Source organism: Synechocystis sp. PCC 6714 (genome assembly GCF_000478825.2).
Taxonomy (GTDB): Bacteria; Cyanobacteriota; Cyanobacteriia; order Cyanobacteriales; family Microcystaceae; genus Synechocystis.
Genome location: NZ_CP007542.1, coordinates 2,260,797 through 2,286,500, shown reverse-complemented (window position 1 = coordinate 2,286,500; position 25,704 = coordinate 2,260,797). Strand labels below are relative to the sequence as shown.

Here is a 25,704-nt window from a genome sequence, read left to right as displayed (position 1 = left end):
AAGACTATACGCCGTTGTGATCGATGTTCCCGTTGGCGGAGGCCCCTGACAATCCGCTGGATGACTGATTAGTGCCCCAGTGCTCCGAATGGATCATCCGGGCTGAACAAAAAGTCCGTTCAGCGGCTAATTGAGTTGAGAAGTTCCTATGTCAAGATTGTCTGGTTTTGTTCTTACTTTTTTATCGGTTTTGCTAACCAGTCTGCCAGCCATGGCTGGGCAGTTAGTGAACTGGAATTTTAATGCTTCCCAAAATCGGTTTACTTTCTACACCAATTCTCGGGTGCAACCCACCGCGCAAATGATTCCCAACCCCACCCGCATTGTGGTGGATTTACCTGGCACCACCCTAAGCGGGCCGACAGTACGCCAGGCAGGCTCTGGACGGGTCAAGGAAATTCGCATTGGGGAGCCTGATAGCTTCACCACCAGGGTGGTAATAGAGCTAGAAGCGGGCTATACCGTAGATCCCCAGCAGGTAAAAGTTCGAGGCATTACCCCAACCCAATGGGTAGTGGAATTGCCTACGCCGGAATTGGCCCCCGCCAGCAATAACAATGCCCCAGCCCCCAATGGCGATGGCTCCTCCCTACCTAGCCAGAATTTGACTGCCGCTAACACTTCTAGCTCTCCAGTCAGCGGTGCCCAGGATTTACAGGTCACGGGTAATGGGCTTTTCGTTCGTCTGGATAAAAATGGCGACAATAGCGGTATTCGCGTCCAACCCAACCCCCGCCAATCCACAGTTAATTTTGAACTTATGGGGGCGGTACTTCCGGAAAGTTTAGTGGGGAAGTCTCTCCTAGTGGGGGAATACGGAGTGGAGGAAATTAAGTTTTCCGATAGCCCCAACAATCCCCGGCTTTCTTTGGCCTTGGCCGACAGTGGCGGTGGCTGGAATGCTTACTATAGCCGAGTAGGGGGAGGCGTAGTCCTGCTCCCAAAGCAGATTAACCGGTCTGGGGGTTCTAACCAAGCTCCCGGATCGGCGGCCGTTCCGGTCAGTAATAACAGCTCTAATAATTCTTCCCCTTCTTCCGGCAATGGTAGCTCTAACGATCGCCTAGTGAGTCAGGCTCCCAATCGCAATTTGGCTAATATAACCGCCATTGAGGTGACCAGGGACGATAGCCAGTTAATTATCCGTGGCGATCGCCAGATTAATGCCAGGGGCAATTTGAACCGCTTAACGGGCAACTACGAAATTCGTTTGGAACGGGCCCAATTGTCCCCCCAATTCCGAAGTCCGGAACTGGCCACCGGTGGCCCCATTTATCAACTCAATATTCGCCAGGAAACGGCGGATTCGGTTTTAATTTTGGTTCAGCCCAACATGGGGCGTCGTTTTGGCCGTTTGTTTCGTTCCGGGGGCAGTCTTTACGCCCTAGAATTAATCCCCGATGCCACGGCTAGCCGCCCTACGGGAAATTTGCCAAGCGGCAATCCACCCAGAGGGAATAGTGGAGAGCAGGTTCCCATTGCTGTCCAACCCCCGCCGGCTAATGCAGCCCCCAGTTTTCCACCGGAGTGGAGCAATCCCCCCGCAGGCAATTTACCATCTGTTCCTCGGGGAAGCCGGTTGGTGGTGGTAGACCCCGGCCATGGTGGCAAGGATCCCGGGGCGATCGGTATACGGGGGGTACAGGAAAAGGACGTGGTTTTGGCCGTGTCCCAGTATCTACAGCGATATCTAGAACAACAGGGGGTCCGGGTGTTGATGACCCGTACTGGGGACTATTTCATCAGCCTGCAGGGCCGCACCGACATGGCCAACCGAGCCGGAGCAGATTTGTTTGTCAGTATCCACGCCAATTCCATGGGCATGGGACGTCCCGACGTGAATGGTTTTGAGATTTACTACCACGGCAATGCCGGTTTATCCCAGGCAATCCACCGTAATGTGGTTAATTCCCTAAACGTGCGGGATCGGCGGGTGCGCCAGGCCAGATTCTACGTTTTACGCAATTCCCGCATGCCTTCAACCTTGGTGGAAATGGGCTTTGTCACGGGCAATGAGGATAATTACAAACTTACGGATCCCAATTTTCAGCAACAGATGGCCCAGGCGATCGCCCGGGGGGTTTTGGAGTATCTGCAACAAAGGTAAGACTTATTCGTCCATAGAATTCAAATTCAGAGAAACTTGACTTATATGAAGGATAGGGTAGCTAAAACCTATTTACTTCATCTATTATTCGTGTTTCAATGACAAACATCTTTCCTTAATTAACAGGTATAGTTCCATACAAAATGCGTGAGCCCCAGCGTAGCCGAATTGGCGTTTTTGATAGTGGTGTGGGTGGGTTAACCGTTCTACGTGAGCTGTATCGACAATTACCTAAAGAGTCAATTCTTTATTTTGGCGATACGGCACGGCTACCTTACGGCAACAGATCCCCGCAAGTAATCCTTCAATATGTCCGGGAAATCCTGACTTGGATGGCAGAGGAGGAAGTAAAAATGGTAATCATGGCCTGCAACACCAGTTCTGCTTTGGCCCTGGAGACCGTACAGCAGGAATTTGATATGCCAATTTTGGGAGTGATTCTCCCTGGGGCCCGGGCCGCAGTCCGCCAAGGCCGGCGCATTGGGGTTATTTCTACCCCCGCCACAGCGGCGAGCAATGCCTATCGTAATGCTATCCACGAAGTCAATCCAGAAGCATTGGTCTGGCAGATGGGCTGTCCGGAATTTGTCCCTCTGATTGAGCAAAATCGCCTCCATGACCCCTACACCCTGGAAGTGGCTAAGGGCTATCTACAACCACTGTTGGATGCGGACATTGATACCCTAGTGTTTGGTTGTACCCACTACCGCCATTTAACCCCTGTTTTCCAGCAAATTTTACCCTCCCATATCCGTCTGGTGGACCCCGCTAGCCATGTGGTTAAAGCAGCCCGTCAGGAGCTGGAGGTCATGGGACTGCGAAATTCCGAAATGTCCATTGCCACCCGTTTCACCGTCAGTGGTTGCCCCCAACAGTTTGCAGAACTTTCCCAACAGTGGTTGGGTTTCACCCCCATGGTGGAAAAAATTTCCCTGCCCTGTTTAAGCTCCCTCTATCCCCAACCCTTGGAAGTGCGGGATTAGAATAAAGTACTGTCCGGACTGGGCTATTGCTGATTATTTAATTACTTAACTTTGCTTAGCCTTCAGGGATTCCCGAACTAATAACTCCAATAACAGCGATCGCCATGCTCAATTTTTCAGGGAGGCGATCGTTTTTTAATGGAGCCAAAGATTGCAAATAATCGTTACAATTCTTAATAATTCACCACCGGTTATGGCTGTGCCTTGACTTGGAACTTAATCAGTTATTCTATGACCAGTTTGTTAACCTCCCCTCCCCAAGCTCCAGTTGTCACCGACACCCTACCAGCGGGGGGACTAGACCAAAACAAATTTGATTGTCGAGCAGTGTGGTATCCCCTGGCCTACGAGGAGGATTTGGACAAGCGCAAACCAAGCCGTTTTACCCTGCTAGGGGAAGATTTGGTGATTTGGTGGGAAGCAAATACTCAACAATGGCGGGTTTACGCCGATCAATGTCCCCATCGCCTCGCTCCATTATCGGAGGGCAGAATAAACGAGGCTGGCCATTTGGAATGTCCCTACCACGGCTGGACTTTTGCGGGGTCAGGGCAATGTCAAACCATTCCCCAACAATATGTTGAGGGCCAAGCCCACACTAGTAGGAGAGCCTGTGTACGTTCCCTCCCGACCCGGGTAGCTCAGGGTTTACTCTTTGCTTTTCCAGGGGAAAGGGATCAGGCGGAAAAAGTATCTCTCCCGTTGGTGGATGTATTGGAGGAAGATCAGTCTGAATGGGTTTGTCTCAATACCTTTCGGGATCTGCCCTATGATGCCTTTACTCTGATGGAAAACGTCTTGGATTCGAGCCATATTCCCTACACGCACCATAAAACCGTTGGTAAACGCAGCAACGTCAGCCCGGTGGATTTAGAAATTATCCACGGCGATCTCGCAGAGATCCGCTACGCGGCGCGCCAGGGGTTTACGGGCATTTGGGAAGAGGGGCCAAGGAAAGGCACTTTGGGGAAACAAACCACCACGTTCATTGCGCCGGGATTAATGTGGCACGATTTAACTTCCCAGCAGTTTGGCCGGACTTTAACGGTGGTTTATGCAACCCCCATTCGCCCAGGGGAATGCCGTTTATTTGCCCGTTTTCCTTTCAAATTTCCTAGTAAATTTCCCCGGTTAGTGATTGGCTTAACGCCTCGTTGGTATTCCCATTTAGGCCAAAATCGGGTGTTGGAAGATGACCAAATTTTTCTCCATTGGCAGGAAAGATTTGTACAGGGTCAAGGCGGATCGCCCAACTACGAAAAAGCCTGTTATTTACCCACTAAAGCAGATTTATTCGTGGCGGAATTTCACCGTTGGATTGACCAATATCAAGTCAAACCTTTTGGGGATAGTAAACTACCCGATCGCCAATCCGTAGAGCAATTAATGGATCGTTACCATTCCCACACTAAACACTGTCATAGTTGCCGTAAGGCTTTGGCTACCATTGAACGGATTGAAAAGATCAGTCTGGCGATCGCCATTTTATCTGTTGCGTTAACTCCTATAGCCATGGTGGCCGGTGCCCCCAATTTATTGCTGGGGGTAGCATTAACCACCTTTATTGCCCTGGGTTTTAGTGTTTGGGCTGGTTTGGGTAAATTTAAACAATCTTTTTACCAAGGTAACCCCATTCCGCCAAGAAATATCCCCGACAAAGGCAATGTAAATTAATCAAATCCTTTAGCCGGGGAATTTATTTATTATTTATTGAGGAAAAAGTGAAGTTAGATTGGGAAAGTCTAGCTAAACCATTCCGGTACAGCTTCTTCCTTGGTATTAGTGTTGCGCGAAGGAGTTTCCCGGGTAAATTTCATATGAACGTTACGGGTTTGTTCTCCATCCGCCGCCACTGCCACGATGGGATAATCAATTAAGCCGTCTTGGAAGGACATTTGGAAGCGGAAAGTCCCGTCTTCGTTGAGTTTAATCGGACGACCACCAATGGTAACTGTGGCATCGGGTTCCGTGGCACCGTAAACGATCAACTCCGCATCGGCCACTAACCAGAACTGCCGGGGCCGTACCGGAGCTTCTGAGGCCATAAACTCACTGCTGGAAAGACCATAACCCATGCCAATGCCGGACATATTCAACCCAGAAACATTGGGGGCCGCCCACATGCCAACTCCGGAGGGAAACACATAGGAACTGAGGGTTTGCTCATGGGTAAGGGAACCTGGCACATGTTGCATAGAACCGTAGAGAGAACCTGCCATCCGCAGGGCTTCAGCCCCTTGGGCCATGTCGAACACCTGGTCATAGACAGCGGTAGAAGCTCCCACAGTGCGCTTGCTGGGGGGAACCAGTTGATAAATGGTTTTGCCTTGGAGATCCTCATCCCAATTAACGGTGACAAATACATCCTCTACCCAATCGGAAGGATAAACGGGAGGAATCCGAATGGGGGTGGAACGGGCCAGGGTCAACCAACGACCATCAAAAGTGCGGTAACCGATGTCCAAAGCATAATCCCGATCGCTGACGGGGATCGGTAGATACCATTCCCGCGCCAATTCATCACAGAGATATTCCTGAACGCTGTGGGGGCTACTGGTCTGCCAATCGAGGTCCGTCACGTCGTAGAGTCGCAGGGCTAACTGTTGGCCACCCTGACTACGGAGAGCATCTTTATGTTCTTTGGGAATGTCCCAATAGGCATAGGCCCACTGGGGATCCCTAGGCATCAGGGTAATGCGGCTTTCGCCGTAACCGCCGGGTAAATCCCCCAGGCCTTCATCCACTGCGGTGAGGGGGGCACCAAATTTATCATCTTGACCAAGTTCAAATTTAGAAGCTTCCACAGCTTGTTCCTCCTGGGGACGGTTAAGGGGTTTAACAGAAAATGGCGCAGAGGCTGGATTATTGAGGGCTTTTTCCACCTCTGCCAGTAGCTGGGATTTACGCATCCGACTGTACCGGGAAATATTGCATTCACTGGCAACTCGGCGTAATTGTCGCAGCGTCATGTCTTCGAGGGAGGGTCGGTCTTCTTTAGCCATAACAATTACTTTTGGTTTATGGGATAGTCCGTGGGATTTACTTCCACAATCGGTATGTGGAAAAGGACAGAATTATTTATTTCCAAATGATGGGCACAGAGGGATCCAACAACGAATGGGATAGGGTTAATGACTTTTAATCAGGGCGATCGCCACCGAAAAGCCAGCGGGGATCAAGAACTTCAACTTTTGTAACATAGAGCGTCGGCGTCACGTCAAGGGGATCAAGGCTTTAAAATCAGGCTTTAAACGGATTTCCAGGCATTTAACTAGATGTTATGTTATGAAATTATAACTTTTTGTGTAAACTTTTATGTTTTTGGGGTTCCACTTCCGACAGGGAAAAGGGGCAAAAGTCAGCATTTTATGACATGCCGCTGGGAGCTATGACAATCTTCTAACTGGCACAATATTTGGGGGTGACAAAATTAGTAGAGTTATTATCTAGAGGTGTGTGAGGAGTAAGTTGAAGCCCCCGGAGTCGAAACAAGGAAAGACGCCCAGGGGCTTTTTCTTGCCCTTTTTTATTCACGAATGCTTTTCGATGAGGTTGATGCTCCCCCCCTGCGCCCCAAAGTGAGTGCCCACTCCATTCTTCCCCGGCTTGAGAGGATTTGAGCTGGTTGCCAAGATTATCAACAATTGTTTATGTGTCGTCTTTTAGGGTATCTGGGTCAACCACTACGGCCAGAGCAACTGATTTATCGCCCGGAACATTCCCTTATTGTCCAGAGCTATCAACCCCAGGAGATGACTGCAGGATTGCTGAATGCTGACGGTTTCGGTTTGGGATGGTTTGACCAGGAGAGTCTGCCCAATCCCTATCTTTACAAAAATGTCCTGCCCATTTGGAGTGACATTAATCTGCCCCACCTGAGCCGCTATATCCAATCCGGTTGCTTTGTCAGTTATGTCCGGAGTGCAACCCCTCCCCTGGCAGTGGATTTGACCAATTGCCAGCCTTTCACGGAGGAAGGTCTTTTATTTGTCCACAATGGATTTATTAATAATTTTCGTACTACCCTTTATCGTCCTCTCCGTAATTTACTCAGCGATGCCAGTTATCAATTCATCCATGGCACCACCGATTCAGAACATATTTTTGCCTTAATTTTGGACAATCTCCGGCATCTCCGCCAGGGTGATTTGAATGGGTCAGAAGTTAGTTTGGATAAAGCTTTGGAGGTGAGTTTGTTAACTTTGAGCGCATTGGCCCGCCAACATAACACCTATTTTTCTGCCAATATTATCCTGGCGGATGGCCAGCGCATTGTGGCCTGTCGTTACGCTAGCCGTCAACCGGAGCCAACCCTATATTGGTTGGCCGATGGTAAGCGGTGCCCAGGGGGAGTAATTATTGCCTCGGAACCCCTATTTGCTGATTCCCAATGGCAAGCCTGTCCGCCCCAAAGTATTTTGGCCATTGATGGCCCAGGGGCGATCGCCGTTAAAGTTTTGGCCGATTAACCATGGAGACTTCCAACCTAGCCCAGGTTTTCGTAATAATCCCGAATGCGGTCCCGACGGCGGGGATGGCGTAATTTTTGCAAAGCCTTAGCTTCGATTTGTCGCACCCGTTCCCTGGATAAATTCAAGATGCGCCCAATTTCCGATAGGGAGTGGGCCACGCCGTCCTGAAAACCAAAGCGGAGGGCAATGACTTCCTGTTCCCTCGGGGTTAAATCTGACAAAATTTCCTGCATATCACTCTGGAGGGCCTCCCGCATCAGTTCGTCTTCCGGTGACTGGGTGTCCGTTTCTAGTAAATCCATCAGTTCCGTGTCTTTATCTTGCCCCACCTTGAGCTCTAGGGAGACGGAACGGGGCACTTGGGTAAGCACTTCCCGCACTTGCTCTGGGGTCATGCCCAGTTCTTCTGCCACTTCGTCAATTTTGGGTGTATGGCCTTTTTCCTGGGAAATCTTCCTTTGGGCCCGCTTGATTTTGTTTAACTTTTCGGTAATGTGCACCGGCAAACGGATCATTCGGCTTTGGGTGGCGATCGCCCTGGTGATGCCTTGACGAATCCACCAGTAGGAATAGGTACTGAAACGGTAACCCTTGGTGGGGTCAAATTTTTCCACCGCCCGCTCTAACCCCAAAGTGCCCTCTTGGATTAGATCTAGCAGTTCCAAGCCCCGATTTTGATATTTTTTAGCCACGGAAACCACCAAGCGGAGATTGGCTTTGATCATGTGGGCCTTGGCCTCAATGCCCTGTTTTTCCACTTTTTCTAATTCTTCCACTGTCAACCCCACCAAATCTGCCCAGGCCCGTTTGCCATTTTTGAGGGTTTCTTTCAGATTTGGCACTGTTTCCCCTAAAATCTTGGCCCAACGTTCGTAGGAAGGGCGATGACCCAATTGGGACAATAGTTGATCATGGATGGTGATCGCCGTTTGATATTTTTCAATCACAGGGTTAGATTCTGCCGCCTGGTTCTGTATTGCCAGGAGACGAAGGTAACTTTGCACCTGTTGGGCCACTTGCACCTCTTCGTCCCTTTTGAGTAGGGGAATGCGGCCAATATCTTGGAGGTAAAGGCGGACTAAATCCGTACTGGATGGCTGACGATGGGCAACAACGGTGTATTCCAAATCCTGCAAGTCCACAGTTAATTCTCCTTCCTCCAGCGGCGACAAAGCTTCCAAATCTCTTACATTGGTGGGGGGCGGCTCATCGTTGCTCGGCTTATTCATGGAGATCCGGAGGTGACTGGGACTCGATGTTAGGACAAGGGTAACATTGTTTAAATTGTTTAATTTTCGTTGGCCTCGGCATTAGAGTGACCCTGGCAAGCGGGGGGCTCACTGGGGAAATATCCGTCTGTTCCTGGGTCAATATAATTGTAAACCTTTTGAAAAATCTATGATCGACGGTCTGATCCCCTACCTAAAAATTCAGGCTCCCGACGGTGGGGAACAACGACTCGGTCTGGTCAAAACTTCATATACTATCGGTCTTTTGCCCTAATGCAATGACATTGTGTTACCGGAGAAGGAGGGAATAATTACCCGTATTCACCACTGTGTCATCGCCGGGGAAGTGGAGGGTTGGTTGGTCATCGACCAAAGTACTAATGGCACCATTATTAAAAGACAGGGACAAAGATTAGAGTTGAACCATCAGATGGGTCGCAAGTTGCCCATCGCTTCGGAGGATGTGATCTGGATTCACCATTGGCAACTAAAGTTCATTGACCCAAGCCAAACCAACCAGGTGGTTTTGCTTCGCTCCCAGGTAACCCCTGCTAAACCTCCTAAACCCTGGGTTTTCAACATTAACTAACAAACCCTCTTCCAGGTGCAAAATGGCGATCGCCAGAAGATGCATATGCGGTCTCAGGTCAGGAAAATGTTGCATCACATTGCCAACAAAAATTTGGCTAACCAAGGCATCCCCATTGTCTGTCTCCGGGGAGAATTAATTGCCGCCATTTGGGGACCAGATGATTTTGGTTCCCGTGAACAGGACCTAGACCGGCTCGCGATGGAAATTCGTAAAACCTTTGGAAAAACCGCCCCAGGGGAGCAATGGTTAGAAACGGTGGTGGGGGCTGGTTACCTACTGCACATTGACACTGAAACCTAGAAAACAACAACGGAATTTCCAGTGATCAAGGGAATCGGACAACCAAAGTCGAAACTCCCCAGGGATGAATCCGGGGGATTCTTGGTTCAGTGAGTCCACTCACTTATAGTCATTTCAAATAATTTCGAGACTGCTTAAGTCTTTATTGACAAGCTTTTCGGTGAATTTGACTGCATCAATCTTACTAGAAACTACTATGTCTGCGATTCCTTGCGAAGCCCTAGACATAGGTAGTCCTCTCCCCCAGCGTTACTTTCCCAGTGCCACTGGGTAGTGGAATTTCTCCAAAGTTTGTTTGAGTTCAAACATTAGTCCCAAAGCTGGTGGTCTAGTTATTGCAAAAATTTTACCTATCCATAGATAGAAACTAGAACTATTGGATGGAACCACATATCTTTGATTCCCAAGCCTCAACGTAGTGCCATTGGGCCACTGGGTTTTTAGAGCAGTTGATTACCTTGGTTGTTATACTTAGAATTATACATCAAACTTTGAGCCATGGCCATCAGACAGAAAAAGATTCAAGTAGTCGTATCTGACCGGGAATTGGAAATGTTTAGGGCTTATGCCGCTGAGCAGGGAATTTCAATGTCTGAAATCTTAAGGGACTACGTTAAGAGTCTGATTAGCAAAGAAGTTAGACCCAAGGTACTTCCCCACGTATAAATCTGGGAGGGGATTCCCGCGCCGTGGATTGTGAGAAATAAATTGATCAAAGTTTAGGGAGACCACGGTTTTTTGATGCCAGGCCAAAAGCCCGCGATATACTACCTACAAGTTTCCCCCTTCCCCCGTCGCCATGACTAAGACCCTTGAATATGCCTATTTTCCCGGTTGTGTTGCCCAGGGGGCCTGTGGAGAACTGCATCTGGCCACCACATCCCTGAGCAAGGTTTTGGGAATCAAGTTAGTGGAGCTAAAAAAAGCATCCTGTTGTGGCTCCGGTACATTTAAAGAGGATTCCCAACTGTTGGAAGATAGTGTTAATGCCCGCAACATTGCCTTGGCGGAACAATTAAACTTGCCATTGCTCACCCATTGCAGCACTTGTCAGGGGGTGATTGCCCACGTGGATGAACGGCTGAAAAAAGCTCAAAAAGACGATCCCAAGTACGTTGAACAAATTAACGGTTATTTGCAAAAAGAGAGCTGTGCCCCCTATCGAGGTTCCAGCAGGGTGACCCATTTACTCTGGGCTTTGGTGCAGGATTTTGGACTGGAAACGTTGGCTCAGCGGGTTAAACAAAAATTAAGCGGGCTTAACTGTGCTTCTTTCTATGGTTGTTATCTTCTGCGGGCCCAGGAAAATTTACCAGAAGCCAATCCCTTTGATCCCCAATCCCTGGAACAAGTTTTTACCACCCTAGGGGCTAACCCGATCTACTATGAAGGCCGCACCCAATGCTGTGGTTGGCCCATTTCCAGTTATGCTACGCCTCAATCTTTTCAACTAGCTGGCCGGCATTTACAAACGGCGATCGCCGCCGGGGCCGATTGTTTAATTACCCCTTGTCCTCTATGCCATTTACAATTGGATTCCCGCCAACCGGAAATTAGCAAAGTACTAGGTAAAAATCTTAATTTGCCGGTCTTACATCTGCCCCAATTGGTGGGTTTGGCTCTGGGGATTAATCCTAGGGATCTAGGCTTGGAGCGCCATGTGGTTTCCACTGCCCCGGTATTGGCTAAGCTTGGCCTAGTCTGACTAACAATTCCTGTGTAATGCTAGAGCATGACTCAGTTAACTCTTATCGCACCCTATGACTGCTACCGTAACTGCCCAAGAAGCCTTTCGGGCTGCCTATGAAAACCGCTACACCTGGGACGAAAATTTTCCCGGTTACCGGGCTCAGCTCACCGTTACCCAAGGGGATGAACACTATGAAGGGGAAGTGGAAGTTAAGGCTGATTACACCGTCACCGTGACGGGCTTTAGCGATGACACTGTCAAGGAGAGTGTTTATAACCAAATGCGTGATATTGTCACCCACCGCAAACAGGGGAATTTCGAAAAGTCCCACGGCAAAAATCAGTTTAGCTTTGGGGAAACCGATGCTTCCGGGGCGATCGCCATTGATGTGAAAGGAGATGCCATGGGGTCAAATTATAAAATCCGGGGCACGGAAATTTGTCAGGTTAGTCGGGTTATGGGACCGGTGGCTTTCACCATCAATACCGAGGAGAGCTTAGACACTGGCTCCGGCTATATTGCCGTCAAATACAACGCTATTTTTAAAGATCCCAAAACCAATACCCTCAAAGGCAAACGGGATTTCATCGAAACCTATGAAGAACTAGGGGGCTATTATCTACCCAGCCGCCAAACGGTGGAGGCGATCGCCACTGGGGGAGAAAAAACCTGCACCGATTTCCGCTTCACTAATTTAGAACTTTTGCCATAGGTCACGACGCTTTGTCTAGGCTAGAAACTCCTTTGGCCTCAATGTCCGGCCCCGCCATTGTGGTGGAAAATCTCAGTAAAGTTTACCCCGTTGCCCTCAAGTCCCCCGGACTAAAGGGGACTCTCCAGCATTTTTGGCAAAGGCGTTATCGTCAAGTGCTGGCAGTACAAGACATTTCCTTTACCATTCCCCCCGGAGCAATGGTGGGTTTTCTTGGGGCCAACGGAGCGGGCAAAACCACTACCCTTAAAATGCTCACAGGGTTGATCAAACCCTCGGGGGGAAAAGTGCGGGTGGCGGGGTTCGATCCCTTCCGGCGACAAACGGCTTTTTTACGCCGTACCAGTTTGGTGATGGGGCAAAAACAACAACTAATTTGGGATTTGCCTACCTTGGATTCCCTCCGTATTAACGGGGCCATTTACGAAATTCCCGACAAAATTTTTGAGCAACGGCTGGGGGAATTGAGCGAAATGCTCGATCTGACCGCCGAATTGAAGCAACCAGTGCGGAAACTATCCCTAGGGCAACGGATGAAAGCCGAGTTGTTAGCAGCCCTGCTCCACCATCCCACCGTTCTGTTTTTAGATGAGCCCACCCTGGGGCTGGATGTTAATGCCCAAGTGGCAGTGCGCCAGTTTTTACAGGAGTATAACCAGCGTTACCAGGCCACTGTGTTGCTGACTAGTCATTACATGGCGGATATTACCACCCTCTGTGAGCGAGTCCTATTAATTCACCAGGGACAGTTGATGTACGACGGTGATTTGGCCCAATTAGTGGAACGGTTTTCCCCGTACCGGCAAGTGGTGGTGGAATTATCTATGCCCATGGACTTGGAAAAGCTACAGGTCTACGGTGAGGTGGAAAGCGTAGAAGGTCTTTTGGTGCGCTTTTTGCTCAAGCGGGAAAATTTAACCACGGCGATCGCCAGATTGTTGGCCGAGCTACCAGTGGCGGATTTAAGTGTGTCTGACCCTCCCATCGAGGAAATTATTGGCCGCCTCTTTTCCCGGGGAAATTTGGACAATTAACCCATTAAAGGAGATGGTGGTTTGACGGCAAAAGCTCGCCCCCGAGACCATAATGAATTAATAGGATCCGCTGACTTTGCAGCAATGCTTTTGATTAGTGTTGGGTAATTTTGGCGATCGCCCCTTTTTGGGGTGGAGATAGGGACTGTCCTTTTTGCTGGCCGGATTGCAAAAATTCCCGAAAAATCTATGATCGAAGCTTTACTTGTACCAGTTAGTAAAATTGCTGATGCCGATCAATTGGCAATGTTTCAATTGCTGCAAACCCATTTTGAAGGGGTATTTTGGCCACAATTTCAGGGGGATTTAAACAGTAAAGATTGGGTGATTTTGCTTAAATTGGCGGGGGTATTGAAAGGTTTTACAACTTTTTGCTTTTACCCCATTCACTGGCAAGGAGAAACCCTCAGAATTGTTTATTCCGGTGACACCATTACCGACCCTTCCATCTGGTCTAACCCCGCCCTAGCCAAAGCTTGGACAAAAGCTATGCAAACGCTCCATGGGCAAAGGCCGGAAAAACTCTATTGGTTGTTAATTTCTTCTGGTTATCGTACCTATCGTTTTTTGAGTATTTTTGCCAAAGAATTTTATCCCCATTACCGTTGCCCCACGCCTCCATCAGTACAAAATTTTATCGACTATCTGGCCCAAGAAAAATTCCAGGAACATTATGATTCCAGCTTGGGCATTGTGCGTTTGCCCCAACCCCAGGTCTTAACCCCCAATCTCCTTCGGGTACCGGAGGAAAAATTAGGCGATCGCCATGTGGAATTCTTTTTACAAAAAAACCCTGGTCATGTTGAAGGGGATGAGTTGGTGTGTTTAGCGGAGGTGTCAGCGGAAAATTTGACCAAAGCAGGGCTAAGAATTTGGCATTCCAGCTATGCTGTAAATATTCTTGATTGATTTGTTGCCGAATTAGTCTAACCACAGTGCTTTCTCCGCCCCACTCCCCCAAAGTGTTTAACCATCCCCAGCGTTTCATTAAAGGCTGGTATTGGTTATTGCGGTCAAAGGAGTTAAAACGGGGGCAAGTTAAGTCCGTATTTTTATTAGGTAGAGATTTAGCTATTTATCGCACTAATGAGGAAAAAGTAGTAGCAATGGATGCCCATTGTCCCCACATGGGAGCCCATTTAGCAGAGGGAAAAGTGGAGGGAGAAAGTCTGCGTTGTTTTTTCCACAATTGGCAGTTTGATAGTGATGGTCAATGTCTGGAAGTGCCCTGTTTGGGAAAAGCATTGCCGGTTAAAATTAACACCTGGCCTGTAACGGAAGCCTACGGTTTAATTTGGCTCTGGACCGGAGATCAACCCAGCCAACCAATCCCCTTCCCACCGGAATTAGTTAATCAAAAAGTATCTACTTCCCTAGGCAGAAAATTTACTAAAGCTTGCCATCCTAATGTGGTCATGGTTAATGCCATTGATGCCCATCATTTCAATACAGTGCATAACTTTCCAGTGGAGATTAATTTTAAAGCCCAGGTTGTTAATCAAAATGTAATTAACTTTGAAAACATTACTAAGGGAGGGAACAATTCTCTTTTGGTTCGTTTAATTAAGCCTTTTTATCGGGAGGCAGGCACCTATAATTTGTCCTATTGGTTTGGTAGTACGGGAATGGTAACCATTGGGCCAGATTTTTTGCACTTTTACATTATGTTCACCCTCCGTTTAGGCAAAAATGGGCAAACCGAAGGACAGACAGTCCTGTTGACCAAATATCGTCCGGGGCCATGGGGTTGGCTCAGTAATGGCATCATTCTTTGGCTAACCAGCCTAGTGGGAAATTACTTTGCTAAGGGGGATACAAAAATTTTTCAGACGATTAAATTCGCCTTAAAAACTCCCATTGCGGAAGATAGACCAATCCTTGAATTTATCCACCATGCAGAACAACAACCAAGCTTAAATTGGCAAACTTGGCAAACCATCGACGGGAAAAAATGCTCAGCCAATGGGCTCACAGTTAATCAAAACGGAAGGGTAAAAATTGATGAAAAAATCAGTTAGTGGTTTTACTTTGCCCCCACTTGGTTCCGGCGATCGCCTTGGTAAAATTCTTAATTCTGCCCTGAATGGATCAGTGGATCCATTGACCCCCAATGATATTGAGGCAACATATTGGTCTGTAGAATACTTTGGTCTAGACCAGGTAACTTTATTTCAGCAAGCGAGCACCGTTGAACAGGCAAAAATTTTGGCGATCGCCAATCAGGATTTGCTGACGGAAATTTATTGGGTGGAGCAGGCGGGGGTGGGTTACATGGCCAAAATGATATTAGGGGCAGAAACCTGTGAAGAGCGCATTTTATACGGTTTGTTCGCCGCTGATGAAGCTCAACATCTATGCCAAATTGAACAATTTTTTCAGCAAAAACCAGAGTTTAACCATGATAGTTTTTTAAGTTTTATGGGGCAGTTATTGGAATCCAACGACAAAGCTTTATTGCTGACCATGGTGCAAGTGGTGCTGGAAGGTTGGGGACTGAGCCATTACCGTTCCCTCGCTCACCATTGTCGAGACGATAATTTAAAAGCCACTTTACAAAGTTTTTTAACTGCGGAAGCCCGTCACCACGCTGCCGGAGTCCAGCAACTACAAACCTGGCCATACAATCAGCAAAGTTTGACCAATATTTACCAAGCATTGAGGGAATTTTTGCATATGGTACAGGCGGGTCCCCAAAGGTTAGTTAAAGCGGTGGAAAAAATTAAAGGCTATTTATCCCCCAGCGATCGCCAACAAATTTTTCAAGAATTAAAGACAGAAGAACAAAGTCAACAGAAACTCAATCTTTTACGTTCCTTAATGAGCCATGGGGTACCCCCCAAAATTCTCATTCGTCTGGAAGAACAAAGATATTTTATTCCCTACAGTGCTGAGCAATGTATTCTATGATTGCTGTTAACGATGACTCCGGCAAAGCTAATACCATTTCAGTTTCCCCGTTAGCAAAAGATAGCAAAACCAGAAAAAAATTAGAGCTTAATTACCGTCGGGCTAAGCAAATGGACCACAGCCCTGATTTAGATCAGCTAGCGGACCAATTTGATTATCAACAATGCCGGTATCAGTATTGGCAAGCTCCGGAATTTTCCCTCCTTTATGGCACGCCTCTTTGGGAACAAGCTAGTCCAGGGCAAAAGTTAATTCTCAACCATCTTTATTGGGTTGCCTACTATAGCCAAATTATCGCAGCGGAAGTGGCGACCATTTTCTTTAATCAGACCAGTGCCACTGGTTTATATCCCCTCAGGGATTTTCGCCTAGTTTGTGACACCCTAGACCTGGAAACTTCCCAGGAACGTTGCCATATCCATGCGTTTCAAACCGTCATTGACCAGGTGGAACAATCTTTATTCAATGGTAATTTATTTGGCCAGCCCCGGCGATCGCCGTTTCGAGAAACAATGATTTTTGCCGATACAAATTGGTTTAAAAATTGGTGGAAAGCATTACAACTGCAGGGTTTTGGCCTACTTTCTGCCAATAATGCTTTTCTAGCTTGCCAGTATTTAACTGTAAGGGGATTGCGGACTTTAAATGGCAAATTAGTACAACATAAACTCAGCAATTTTTATCAGCAACAATCGGAGCCGGAAAAAAGTCCCATTCCGACGCAAATTTCCCACTATCATTTCCTCGATGAAAGCTTTCATTTCAACACTTCTACCATTTTATCCCACGATGTTAGCCGTCTCCTCAATTCCCCCACTGCCTTTGAAAGAAAATTAATAAATTTAGGTATTAGGGGGTGTCAAAAAGACCATTACCATGTATCCGTTGCCGTCAATGGCATTTTTTGGTACGACCCCGCTTTGTACAACACCATTGCAAAACTGTTAACGTCGCCTTTGTTTGGTCTTTCTACCCAGGAGTGTCAGGCTATGCTTTGGGCTTGTTTTGCCCAGGAAACGGAGGCTTTACATCGTAGTTTTCAAACCCATCAAGAAGCCCGACTTTCCTATCAAGTCTACCTAGAGCCATTGCCGTTTGTGGACCGGACCAATAAATCCATGGCGGTGATGGAACGTAACTCAGTGCCACGTTACCTAAAACTCCAGAGTAAAGCATTACAACGTTTTTCCGTGCCCTATTACTCTGACCTGTTGTCGTGGCAAAAAATCAACGGTATTGCCCTTGGCAGAAATTAGACAAATTTTGTTTAAACTAGTGGTCAAGATAGTAAACCTAGCATTTTTTCCTGGGTAATCTATTCTTGACCTTCCAATGCCTATGATTTCTCCTCCTCCGTCTTCGGTTGCCCCCCACCAGGGGCGCACTTTTTGGCGGGGTTTCGTGCTGTTTAGTCTAATTTTTTTCATTATCCTGGGGGGATTTGCCGTTGCTCGCTGGCGCATGGAAATGGCTAGTCAACGAATCCGCCAACAGTTGCTTAACCAGGTGGAAATGGTCTCCCTAAACCTCAACTTTCGACTGTTTCAAGAGCTTTCCTTTACTGGAGAAGACCTGGGCAATCCTTCCTTCCAAAGACTCCATAACCAGATAGCCGCCTATGCCCAGACATTCCATAACCATAGCTTCTACACCATGGTTATGCAGAGCGGGAGAATTCTTTTTGGACCCGATAGTCTCAAGTCCGGAGACTTTCCTGCCCGTGCCCCCGGTGCCATTTACGAAAATCCCCCGGAGGTAGTCCGAAAGTTATTCGATCCTCCCCCCAAAAAAACGGTCATTGGCCCTTATCACAGTGGACAGGGCAGTTTTGTCTCAGCCTACGCCCCCATCCTACAACCCCGGTCCGAAAAGGTTTTGGTGATCGTTGCCATAGATATGGAAGCAAGTCAGTGGTATAAAAAATTGCGGCGAAAAGTCTGGGGCCCCTTGCTTTTTTCGATGGGGTTAATAGTCTTAGTCTTGGGGGGAGATTATCTCCTGCAGGAACGCCGCCGTTGGGGAAATTCCTTTATCACGAACCAAGGGGAGGGCCTGGTTACGGCCATCATTGGATTGTTTCTAACCCTGGCCCTAACGATGTTTATCCATGAGAATGCTTCACTAAATAGCCAAAGAAACTTTAGCCAACTGGCCATCCCCAGGGCCAACCTGTTCGCCCAAAGACTTTGGGAACTGCAGAATTATGGCCTTTCCAGCCTCAATAGCTTTATTGAGTCCAGTGAGGAGGTAACCCGGGCCGAGTTTACCCGTTTTACCTTACCCATGATCAGGAAATTGAGTATTCAGGCCTGGGAGTGGATTCCTAAAGTTACCGCCTCGGATAAGGAAAATTTTGAGCGTAAGGCCCGGGAGGATGGACTGAAGAACTTCCAAATTTTTGAACTTGATCGTCGGGGGAAAATTGTTCCTGCTCGGGGAAGAGAAGTTTATTACCCGATTTTTTATGCAGAACCATTGGCGGGCAATGAAATGGCCCTGGGTTTCGATGTCAGTTCCAACGAATCCGCCAAAATAGCTTTGGACGAAGCCCTAGAGTCTGGACTGGCCAGCGCCACCAACCCCCTTACCCTAATCCAAGAATTGGGAAATCAAAGGGGTATTGTTGCCTATTCTCCAGTTTTTGCGGGCCATAATCTGAAAAATCCTCCCATGGGGGTCGCAGCGGTGGTGTTGCGATTAAACGAGTTTTTGACTCAAACCTTTGGGGAAATTAGTTTTGGCGATAAATCCCTGGAATTACAGTGGTTGCAACTGAGTGTGAATCAAGCTCCCCTGGTTTTGGCTTCGTCTTCCCCTCCTCCGTTCTCTTTGGATGATTGGCAGGAGAACAAGGGCATTTTCGAAGTTTACCCTTTATTTGTTTTTGGCAAAGCCTATGCGCTGTTACTTTCGCCCGGGCCAGAGTTCAATCAGAAACATCCCGACCAAGTAGCCATGATTGCCTTTGGGGTGGGTACGGGAATCACAATTCTCGTCACAATCATTGTGGCAATTATTACTAACAGTCAGGCCAATCTCACCCACCAGATCAGGCAAAGAACCAAAGAATTACGAGCAACCCTGGGGCAATTACGGGAACGGATTAAGGAAATGGATTGCCTGGTGGCGATCGCCCAGATGGCCCAACAATCGGATTTAGTGCTGGATGAGTTTTTGCAAAACATAGTGGATCTTTTGCCCCAGGCTTTCCACTACGAAAAACTGGCGTCCGCCCGTTTGACCTGGGGGAATTCCCTCTACCAGACCCCCAACTATCAAAAAACTGACTGCTGTTTGACCGTAGATTTTCAGACGGATCATATCCACCGCGGCCAGTTGGAAGTGTGCTACAGCCAAGGGCGAGATTTTTTGCCCGAAGAAAAAGCTCTACTCAACACCATTGGTCAATTTCTTAGTCGTTTCCTCGAATCCCATTACACCGAAATCGTCTTAGAAAGAAATGAGCGCAATTACCGGGAAATTTTTAACTCTACCCACGAAGCGATTTTTATTCAAGATATTCAAACCGGCATAATTATCGATGTTAACCAATCCATGTTGAGCATGTATGGCTATGGCAATAAAGAAGAAGTGATTGGGAGACCCATTAGGGATTTCAGTGTTGATCAACAGGGTCAAACAGAAGTAGAAATTAACAAAAAAATCCGTCAGGTTAGGACTTCCGAACTACAAATATTTGAATGGTTAGCCCAAAAACAAAATGGCCATGTTTTTTGGGTAGAAATATCCATCCGGCCGACGGTGATTGACGGTAAGGCCCGTCTACTGGCCGTGGTCCGGGACATTAGTGAGCGCAAACGAAGCCAGCGCCGCATCGAGTACCTATCCCGCCTTTATGCCACCTTGAGTCAAGTTAACCAGGCCATCATCGAAAATCGAGGGCGGGACGAATTATTCCGGGCCATCTGTGACGTAGGAGTAGAAATCGGCGAATTTCCCCTGGTCTGGTTTGGGCTGATCGACCCTGATAGTCGGGCCATTGTCCCCTACATTGTCGGGGGAGACACCACTGCATACCTAGACAATATTCACATTACGGCTAGGGATGAACCCAGTGGCCAGGGTCCCAGTGGCACCGCTGTGCGGGAAGGAAGATTGGTCATTTGCTCGGACATTAGCCAAGATCCGAGAATGGTTCCCTGGCGTAGCAATGCAATGCGTTATGGTTTTCTGTCTTCTGCGTCTGTTCCCATTTGGCAAGATCATCGGGTGGTGGCAGTGTTGACTTTTTACTCCCGGGAAGTGGACTTTTTCACCGAAGATGAACAGGATTTACTACAGGAAATTGGCGACAATATTTCCTTTGCTCTCAATGCAATTCAATCCGACCAGGCCCACCAGTTAGCTCAGCAACAATTGGCAGAAAATGAGGAACGGTTACGGCTGGCCCTGGAGGCAGCCAACCAAGGTTTCTATGACCTCAATCTACAAACGGGCCAAGCAGTTGTTTCTCCCCAGTACGTACAAATTCTGGGCTATGACCCCGACCATTTCCACGAAACGGAGCAAAACTGGTTGGAGCGGATCCATCCCCAGGATCGGAAGGCAGTGGAAGGGATTTACCGCAATTATATTCAGGGGGAGATTTCCCATTATGAAGTGGAGTGTCGTCAATTGACCATGACGGGGCAATGGAAGTGGTTACTGTCTTTAGGCAAAATTGTCGAGTGGGATCCCCAAGGCAAACCCCTGCGGATGTTGGGCATTTTGACTGATATTACGGAACGGAAACGGGCAGAGGCTCAAATTGAAGTTCTGGCTTATTATGATCCCCTCACTGGTTTGCCTAACCGTCGTCTGTTGTTGGACCGGGCGGAAAATGCCTTAGCCTTAGCTCAACGCTCTGAGCATTATGGGGCCATTGCGTTGATTGATTTGGATGGTTTCAAAACCCTCAACGATGCCCGGGGCCATGACAGTGGCGATCGCCTGTTGCAAATGGTGGCCGAAAGATTACAGGATAATTTGCGGGATTCCGACACAGTGGCTCGGTTGGGGGGGGATGAATTTGTTGTGCTATTGCCGGAGTTGGCCCATGACCGGGAATTGGCCGCCCGTTTAGGGCTGAGTGTGGGAGAAAAAATTCGCAGGGCCTTGGCTACCCCCTTCAGTCTGGAAGCGGAAGAGGTGCAGATCAGCGGCAGTATCGGCATCACCCTCTTTCCCAAACTAAATGAGAAGGTCAACGACCTATTTAAAGAGGCGGACACCGCCATGTACCAAGCTAAAAAGGCGGGTCGCAATAAGGTTTGTTTGTTTGAGTCGCAAATGCAATTGGAGGTGGAGTCCCGCTTTGCCCTGGAGGCAGACCTACGCCATGCACTGGAGCAAAAACAATTCCAGGTTTATCTACAACCCCAGGTGGATAGTAATGGCATCTGGATTGGGGCGGAGGCTTTGCTCCGTTGGAACCATCCTAGTCAGGGTTTTATCCCCCCCAATGTGTTCATTCCCATTGCGGAGGAAATTGGCTTGATCTACAACATTGGCAATTTTGTCCTGGAGCAGGTCTGTCAGTATCTAGCCCGTTTACAACCGTTGGGCTCCAGTCTCCGCATTGCCGTTAATGTCAGTCCCCGGCAATTTCGCCAACCCCATTTTGCAAAGGAAACTAAAACCCTACTAGATTCCACTGGGGTGGACCCCTACCGCCTCACCCTGGAAGTGACGGAAGGTTTAATTGTGGAGGATACCCATCAGGCGATCGCCACTATGTTCGAGTTACAAACCTTGGGTGTCCACTTTTCAGTGGATGATTTTGGTACCGGCTATTCTTCCCTGGCCTATTTAAAACGATTACCCCTGAATGAACTAAAAATTGACCGGGCTTTTGTCCAGGATGTGCCCCAAGATCTCAACAATGCCGCCTTGGTGGAGGCCATCATCAGCGTTGCCCACACCTTTAATCTGGCGATCGTGGCGGAAGGGGTGGAAACGAAGGAACAGGTGCAATTCCTGGCCCAATTGGGTTGTAATGTTTACCAGGGTTATTTCTACGGTCGTCCCATGCCCATAGACGAGTTTCATCAAAAATTAACCGCCAGCTAAAGTTAGCCGAACGGATTAACCCAGACAAATGGGGGAATTGGGCCAGCATTTTCTCCCCGTCCACTAGAATGGGGGAAATTCTTTTTGCGGGGGAACATGGCCAGCAATAACAAAGGTGGCGCTCTGTTGGCGGGCATGGTGATTGGTGGTTTAGTGGGATCGGCCGTGGGTTTACTGTTGGCCCCCCGTTCCGGGAAGCAAACCAGGCAACTGTTGAAAAAATCCGCTGATGCTCTGCCAGACCTAGCGGAAGATTTGGCCACTACCCTCCAACTCCAGGCCGATTACCTTTCTGAAGCCACCCAACGCAATTGGCAAGGTACCCTAGAACGGCTCAAAGAGGCGATCGCCGCCGGGGTAGAAGCAAGCCAGGGCACCGTTGTGTCGGAAAGCGAAGCTCAACCGAAGGACATTACGGTGGAAAGTACTTTAGCAGATCGTTAATCAGCTAATTTTGTCTGTTTATCTATGCCAATGAGCTACGTCTGTCCGATTTCTCCACGGATACTAGAACTTCAACGAGAAAATAGGGGGGAACTCCTTAGAAACTTCCTCACCATTTTTACTATCCCACCCTTCCACCGTCGCTAATCTACGTTCTGCCACCTTAAGTTGACTTTTTCCGTACCTATGACCGAACCTCTTTTCTGGCTGGGTCTTTCCCTCACCCTGGTCTCCATTAGCCTAACCGCTGTGTTGGTGGTGGCCCTGCCAGCATTACGGGAACTGGCCCGGGCGGCCCGCAGTGCAGAAAAATTATTCGACAGCCTCAATCGGGAATTTCCGCCGACGTTGGAAGCCATTCGTTTAACGGGCTTGGAAATCAGTGAGCTGACGGATGACTTAAATCAGGGGGTGAGAACGGTGGAAGACGTGGTCCAGACCGTTGACCGGGGCGTGACCATCACCAAAGAAGGGGCGAAAAAAATCCAGGGCGGTTCCCAGCGTTTTCTGGCCGGAGTGAAGGCGGCGTGGCATTCCTGGCAGGTCTATCCCACGGGATCTTTGGCGGTAAATGGCAAGGGTAAAAACGGGAAAAAGTAAGTAAATATGACTGTTTCTCCCCTAGCTCTGGCAGAATTGGGCTTTAATTACCAGGAAGAAGATTCAGTGCGCCCCTGGGCAGTAGTGCTAGTGGATTTACCTCAAAATGAAGGGGTTTATACCTATGCCATTCCCCCGGACTTAACGGTGCAGGATGGAGACATTGTGGCAGTGCCCTTTGGCAACCAACAGTTGGGGGGTATCGTGGTGGGTTGTTTGGTAAACCTGCCCCCGGATTTACCTCCAGAAAAAATTAAGCCAATTCAGGATGTAATTGTGTCGGGCTTTTTTGCCCCCCATTATTGGCGGCTGTTGCATTGGTTGGCGGAATATTACTGCACTGAGTTGATCACCGTCATTCGCATGGCTTTGCCACCGGGGTTACTCCAGCGTTCTCAACGACGCATTAAATTAAATGGCGATCGCCTGCCATCGGATTGGCCGTTATTTCTTAGTCAACCTTCCCACCAGGGGGCAAGGCAAATTTTGACCCTACTGCAATCATCTAAGGAAGGGGATTACAGTTACCGTTACCTGCGACAAAAAATACCCGGTTTAGCCAAGGGGTTGCGGGATTTGCTCAAACGGCAATGGGTGGAAAGTTACCTCGAACCTCCCAAATCGCTGCGGCCCCAGTTACCCAAAATGGTGACCTTACTGGATTTTGATCCTGGAATCAAACTGACGGAATTGCAGGCCAGGTCCTTGACGGTGCTGAAAAAACAAGGGGGGGAAATGTGGTTAACGGATTTGCTCAAAGCAGTGCCCTGTTCCGCTTCCACCATTCAATCCTTAGAAAAAAAAGGGCTAGTGGCGATCGCCGAACGGGAAAAGTTGCGGCTTTTCCACCACCCAACCGTTCATGTTAGCCCGGCTCCAACCTTAACTCCAGCCCAACAGCAAGCTTGCCAAACTATCCTGCCTCTCCAGGGTTATCACCAGGTTTTACTCCACGGCGTCACCGGCTCCGGCAAAACGGAAGTTTACCTACAAATCTGCGGCGATCGCCTGGGCAAGGGCCAATCCGTCTTGGTGTTAGTGCCGGAAATTGGTTTAACGCCCCAATTAACCGATCGTTTTCGGGCCCGCTTTGGTAATAAAGTGGCTGTGTACCATAGTGGTCTGTCCTCGGGTGAAAAGTACGACACCTGGCGCCAAACTCTCCTAGGCCATGAACAAATTGTCATTGGTACCCGTTCCGCTATTTTTGCCCCCCTACCCAATCTAGGACTGATCATCCTCGACGAAGAACACGACAGCAGTTTTAAACAAACCCAGTTAACCCCCAACTACCACGCCCGCACCGTAGCCCAACGCCGGGCTGAACTAGAACAATGTCCCCTCATCCTCGGTTCCGCCACCCCTTCTTTGGAAAGCTGGCAGGGCATTGCCGAGCAAAAAAAACATCCCCAACGGCATTACCTAGAATTACCGGAACGGGTACAATCCCGACCTCTGCCTCCCGTACAAATCGTCGATATGCGGGCGGACTTAAAACAGGGCAATCGCTCCATTTTTAGCCGGGCTTTGCAAACAGCCCTGGGGGAACTCAAAGCTAAACAACAGCAGGGCATTTTATTCATTAACCGGCGGGGCCATAGCACTTTTGTCTCCTGTCGCAGTTGCGGTTACGTGTTGGAATGTCCCAACTGTGACGTGTCTCTTTCCTATCATTACGTCCAAGGGGATAATCAACCCTTACTGCGGTGCCATTACTGTAACCATGCTGAAACCCAGCCCAAAGTGTGCCCGGAATGTTCTTCCCCCTATCTGAAATTTTTTGGCAGCGGCACCCAAAAAGTGACCGAGGCTTTAACCGCGGAATTTCCCGATCTGCGTTGGATTCGCTTTGACAGTGACACCACCCGTCGCAAAGGAGCCCATCGAGCTTTGTTGGATCAATTCAAACGGGGGGAAGCAGATTTACTGGTGGGGACGCAAATGCTGACCAAAGGGCTAGACCTAGCCCAGGTAACTTTAGTTGGGGTTGTTGCCGCCGATAGCTTGCTTAATTTTGCCGATTACCGTTCCGCTGAAAGGGGTTTTCAAACCCTAGCCCAGGTGAGTGGCCGGGCCGGCCGGGGAGATGAGCCGGGTCAGGTGATTATTCAAACCTATACCCCCCGCCATCCTGTGATCCAAGCCGTTAAAAGCCACAATTACCATGGTTTTATTGCCCAGGAGTTGCCCCAACGGGAAATGTTAAATTATCCCCCCTATGGCAAGTTAATTTTGCTCCGCTGTCTGGGTTCCAATGAAAGGGAGGTGGAAAAAACGATCCAGGCGATCGCCGTTTTATGTGGGAAAATTTTGCCGGAAACGGTGGAAATTTTGGGGCCAGCCCCGGCTAGTATTCTCCGCATTGCCCAAAGATACCGCTGGCAGTTGCTACTTAAATGTCCTGGCCACAATCAGCTCATTGTGCCGCTGGATAAGCTAAAACAACTTTGTCCCAGTTCCGTTTATTTGGATATTGACGTAGACCCGATCGGCATTGATTGACACTAAAAACGGCTTTGTTTTTATTAAAAAACAAGATTTGAAACCCCGTGTTTCAGAACATTT

At 48.5% G+C, this 25,704-nt stretch carries 19 protein-coding genes; 17 read left to right on the top strand and 2 right to left on the bottom strand.

Annotation, left to right across the window (positions count from 1 at the left end):
* The first annotated feature begins 148 nt into the window (after positions 1-148).
* The 3 genes from D082_RS10440 (at position 149) to D082_RS10430 (ending at position 4,764) form a co-directional block, all read left to right on the top strand.
* Positions 149-2,107 (top strand): N-acetylmuramoyl-L-alanine amidase, encoded by a 1,959-nt coding sequence (locus D082_RS10440; protein ID WP_028947729.1) that lies wholly within the window; start codon positions 149-151, stop codon positions 2,105-2,107.
* A gap of 143 nt (positions 2,108-2,250) precedes the next feature.
* Positions 2,251-3,090 (top strand): glutamate racemase, encoded by an 840-nt coding sequence (gene murI, locus D082_RS10435; protein WP_028947730.1) that lies wholly within the window; start codon positions 2,251-2,253, stop codon positions 3,088-3,090.
* 231 nt (positions 3,091-3,321) lie between these two features.
* Positions 3,322-4,764: a Rieske 2Fe-2S domain-containing protein gene (locus D082_RS10430; protein ID WP_028947731.1), complete on the top strand. Its 1,443-nt coding sequence runs from the start codon at positions 3,322-3,324 to the stop codon at positions 4,762-4,764.
* A 68-nt stretch (positions 4,765-4,832) separates the two neighbouring features.
* Here the strand turns inward: D082_RS10430 and D082_RS10425 are convergent, their stop codons facing one another.
* Positions 4,833-6,092, bottom strand: a complete 1,260-nt coding sequence (locus D082_RS10425; RefSeq protein WP_028947732.1) for a DUF4912 domain-containing protein — start codon at positions 6,090-6,092, stop codon at positions 4,833-4,835.
* Between the two features lie 648 nt (positions 6,093-6,740).
* Here D082_RS10425 and egtC point away from each other — a divergent pair.
* A complete protein-coding gene (gene egtC, locus D082_RS10420; RefSeq protein ID WP_051738808.1) occupies positions 6,741-7,559 on the top strand; it encodes an ergothioneine biosynthesis protein EgtC in 819 nt (272 codons plus the stop codon).
* Between the two features lie 17 nt (positions 7,560-7,576).
* Here the strand turns inward: egtC and sigC are convergent, their stop codons facing one another.
* A complete protein-coding gene (gene sigC, locus D082_RS10415) occupies positions 7,577-8,791 on the bottom strand; it encodes an RNA polymerase sigma factor SigC (RefSeq protein WP_028947733.1) in 1,215 nt (404 codons plus the stop codon).
* Positions 8,792-9,077: 286 nt separating this feature from the next.
* On the opposite strand from sigC, the gene D082_RS10410 reads away from it, so the two are divergent.
* The 13 genes from D082_RS10410 (at position 9,078) to priA (ending at position 25,641) form a co-directional block, all read left to right on the top strand.
* Positions 9,078-9,380 (top strand): hypothetical protein, encoded by a 303-nt coding sequence (locus tag D082_RS10410; RefSeq protein ID WP_028947734.1) that lies wholly within the window; start codon positions 9,078-9,080, stop codon positions 9,378-9,380.
* A gap of 66 nt (positions 9,381-9,446) precedes the next feature.
* A complete protein-coding gene (locus D082_RS10405; protein ID WP_028947735.1) occupies positions 9,447-9,683 on the top strand; it encodes a winged helix-turn-helix domain-containing protein in 237 nt (78 codons plus the stop codon).
* A 799-nt stretch (positions 9,684-10,482) separates the two neighbouring features.
* The gene (locus D082_RS10400) at positions 10,483-11,388 is read left to right on the top strand and encodes a CoB--CoM heterodisulfide reductase iron-sulfur subunit B family protein (protein ID WP_028947736.1); all 906 of its coding nucleotides are present in this window, start codon (positions 10,483-10,485) and stop codon (positions 11,386-11,388) included.
* A gap of 55 nt (positions 11,389-11,443) precedes the next feature.
* Complete coding sequence (locus D082_RS10395; protein ID WP_028947737.1) at positions 11,444-12,085, top strand: DUF3386 domain-containing protein; 642 nt, start codon at positions 11,444-11,446, stop codon at positions 12,083-12,085.
* 59 nt (positions 12,086-12,144) lie between these two features.
* A complete protein-coding gene (locus D082_RS10390; RefSeq protein ID WP_028947738.1) occupies positions 12,145-13,119 on the top strand; it encodes an ATP-binding cassette domain-containing protein in 975 nt (324 codons plus the stop codon).
* 189 nt (positions 13,120-13,308) lie between these two features.
* A complete protein-coding gene (locus D082_RS10385) occupies positions 13,309-14,028 on the top strand; it encodes a hypothetical protein (RefSeq protein ID WP_038530723.1) in 720 nt (239 codons plus the stop codon).
* Positions 14,029-14,054: 26 nt separating this feature from the next.
* Complete coding sequence (locus D082_RS10380; protein ID WP_238546692.1) at positions 14,055-15,137, top strand: aromatic ring-hydroxylating dioxygenase subunit alpha; 1,083 nt, start codon at positions 14,055-14,057, stop codon at positions 15,135-15,137.
* Positions 15,121-16,026: a ferritin-like domain-containing protein gene (locus D082_RS10375; protein ID WP_028947740.1), complete on the top strand. Its 906-nt coding sequence runs from the start codon at positions 15,121-15,123 to the stop codon at positions 16,024-16,026. The genes D082_RS10380 and D082_RS10375 overlap by 17 nt, the downstream gene beginning before the upstream one ends.
* Positions 16,023-17,282, top strand: coding sequence for a P-aminobenzoate N-oxygenase AurF (locus D082_RS10370; protein WP_238546691.1), 1,260 nt, complete (start codon positions 16,023-16,025; stop codon positions 17,280-17,282). Before D082_RS10375 ends, D082_RS10370 begins: the two co-directional genes overlap by 4 nt.
* Positions 17,283-17,364: 82 nt before the next feature.
* Positions 17,365-22,095 (top strand): EAL domain-containing protein, encoded by a 4,731-nt coding sequence (locus D082_RS10365; RefSeq protein WP_238546690.1) that lies wholly within the window; start codon positions 17,365-17,367, stop codon positions 22,093-22,095.
* Positions 22,096-22,191: 96 nt separating this feature from the next.
* On the top strand, positions 22,192-22,539 hold the full coding sequence (locus D082_RS10360) for a YtxH domain-containing protein (protein ID WP_038530718.1): 348 nt from the start codon (positions 22,192-22,194) through the stop codon (positions 22,537-22,539).
* A gap of 186 nt (positions 22,540-22,725) precedes the next feature.
* Entirely contained in the window at positions 22,726-23,139 is a 414-nt protein-coding gene (locus tag D082_RS10355) for a hypothetical protein (protein ID WP_028947743.1), read from the top strand.
* Between the two features lie 6 nt (positions 23,140-23,145).
* Positions 23,146-25,641 (top strand): primosomal protein N', encoded by a 2,496-nt coding sequence (gene priA / locus D082_RS10350; RefSeq protein ID WP_028947744.1) that lies wholly within the window; start codon positions 23,146-23,148, stop codon positions 25,639-25,641.
* The last annotated feature ends 63 nt before the right edge of the window (positions 25,642-25,704 follow it).

Bases quoted from the DNA above. Each gene is read 5' to 3' on its own strand.
- D082_RS10440 (WP_028947729.1), top strand. From the start codon at position 149: ATGTCAAGATTGTCTGGTTTTGTTCTTACTTTTTTATCGGTTTTGCTA.
- murI (WP_028947730.1), top strand. From the start codon at position 2,251: ATGCGTGAGCCCCAGCGTAGCCGAATTGGCGTTTTTGATAGTGGTGTG.
- D082_RS10430 (WP_028947731.1), top strand. From the start codon at position 3,322: ATGACCAGTTTGTTAACCTCCCCTCCCCAAGCTCCAGTTGTCACCGAC.
- D082_RS10425 (WP_028947732.1), bottom strand. From the start codon at position 6,092: ATGGCTAAAGAAGACCGACCCTCCCTCGAAGACATGACGCTGCGACAA.
- egtC (WP_051738808.1), top strand. From the start codon at position 6,741: ATGTGTCGTCTTTTAGGGTATCTGGGTCAACCACTACGGCCAGAGCAA.
- sigC (WP_028947733.1), bottom strand. From the start codon at position 8,791: ATGAATAAGCCGAGCAACGATGAGCCGCCCCCCACCAATGTAAGAGAT.
- D082_RS10405 (WP_028947735.1), top strand. From the start codon at position 9,447: ATGTTGCATCACATTGCCAACAAAAATTTGGCTAACCAAGGCATCCCC.
- D082_RS10400 (WP_028947736.1), top strand. From the start codon at position 10,483: ATGACTAAGACCCTTGAATATGCCTATTTTCCCGGTTGTGTTGCCCAG.
- D082_RS10395 (WP_028947737.1), top strand. From the start codon at position 11,444: ATGACTGCTACCGTAACTGCCCAAGAAGCCTTTCGGGCTGCCTATGAA.
- D082_RS10385 (WP_038530723.1), top strand. From the start codon at position 13,309: ATGATCGAAGCTTTACTTGTACCAGTTAGTAAAATTGCTGATGCCGAT.
- D082_RS10375 (WP_028947740.1), top strand. From the start codon at position 15,121: ATGAAAAAATCAGTTAGTGGTTTTACTTTGCCCCCACTTGGTTCCGGC.
- D082_RS10370 (WP_238546691.1), top strand. From the start codon at position 16,023: ATGATTGCTGTTAACGATGACTCCGGCAAAGCTAATACCATTTCAGTT.
- D082_RS10365 (WP_238546690.1), top strand. From the start codon at position 17,365: ATGATTTCTCCTCCTCCGTCTTCGGTTGCCCCCCACCAGGGGCGCACT.
- D082_RS10360 (WP_038530718.1), top strand. From the start codon at position 22,192: ATGGCCAGCAATAACAAAGGTGGCGCTCTGTTGGCGGGCATGGTGATT.
- D082_RS10355 (WP_028947743.1), top strand. From the start codon at position 22,726: ATGACCGAACCTCTTTTCTGGCTGGGTCTTTCCCTCACCCTGGTCTCC.
- priA (WP_028947744.1), top strand. From the start codon at position 23,146: ATGACTGTTTCTCCCCTAGCTCTGGCAGAATTGGGCTTTAATTACCAG.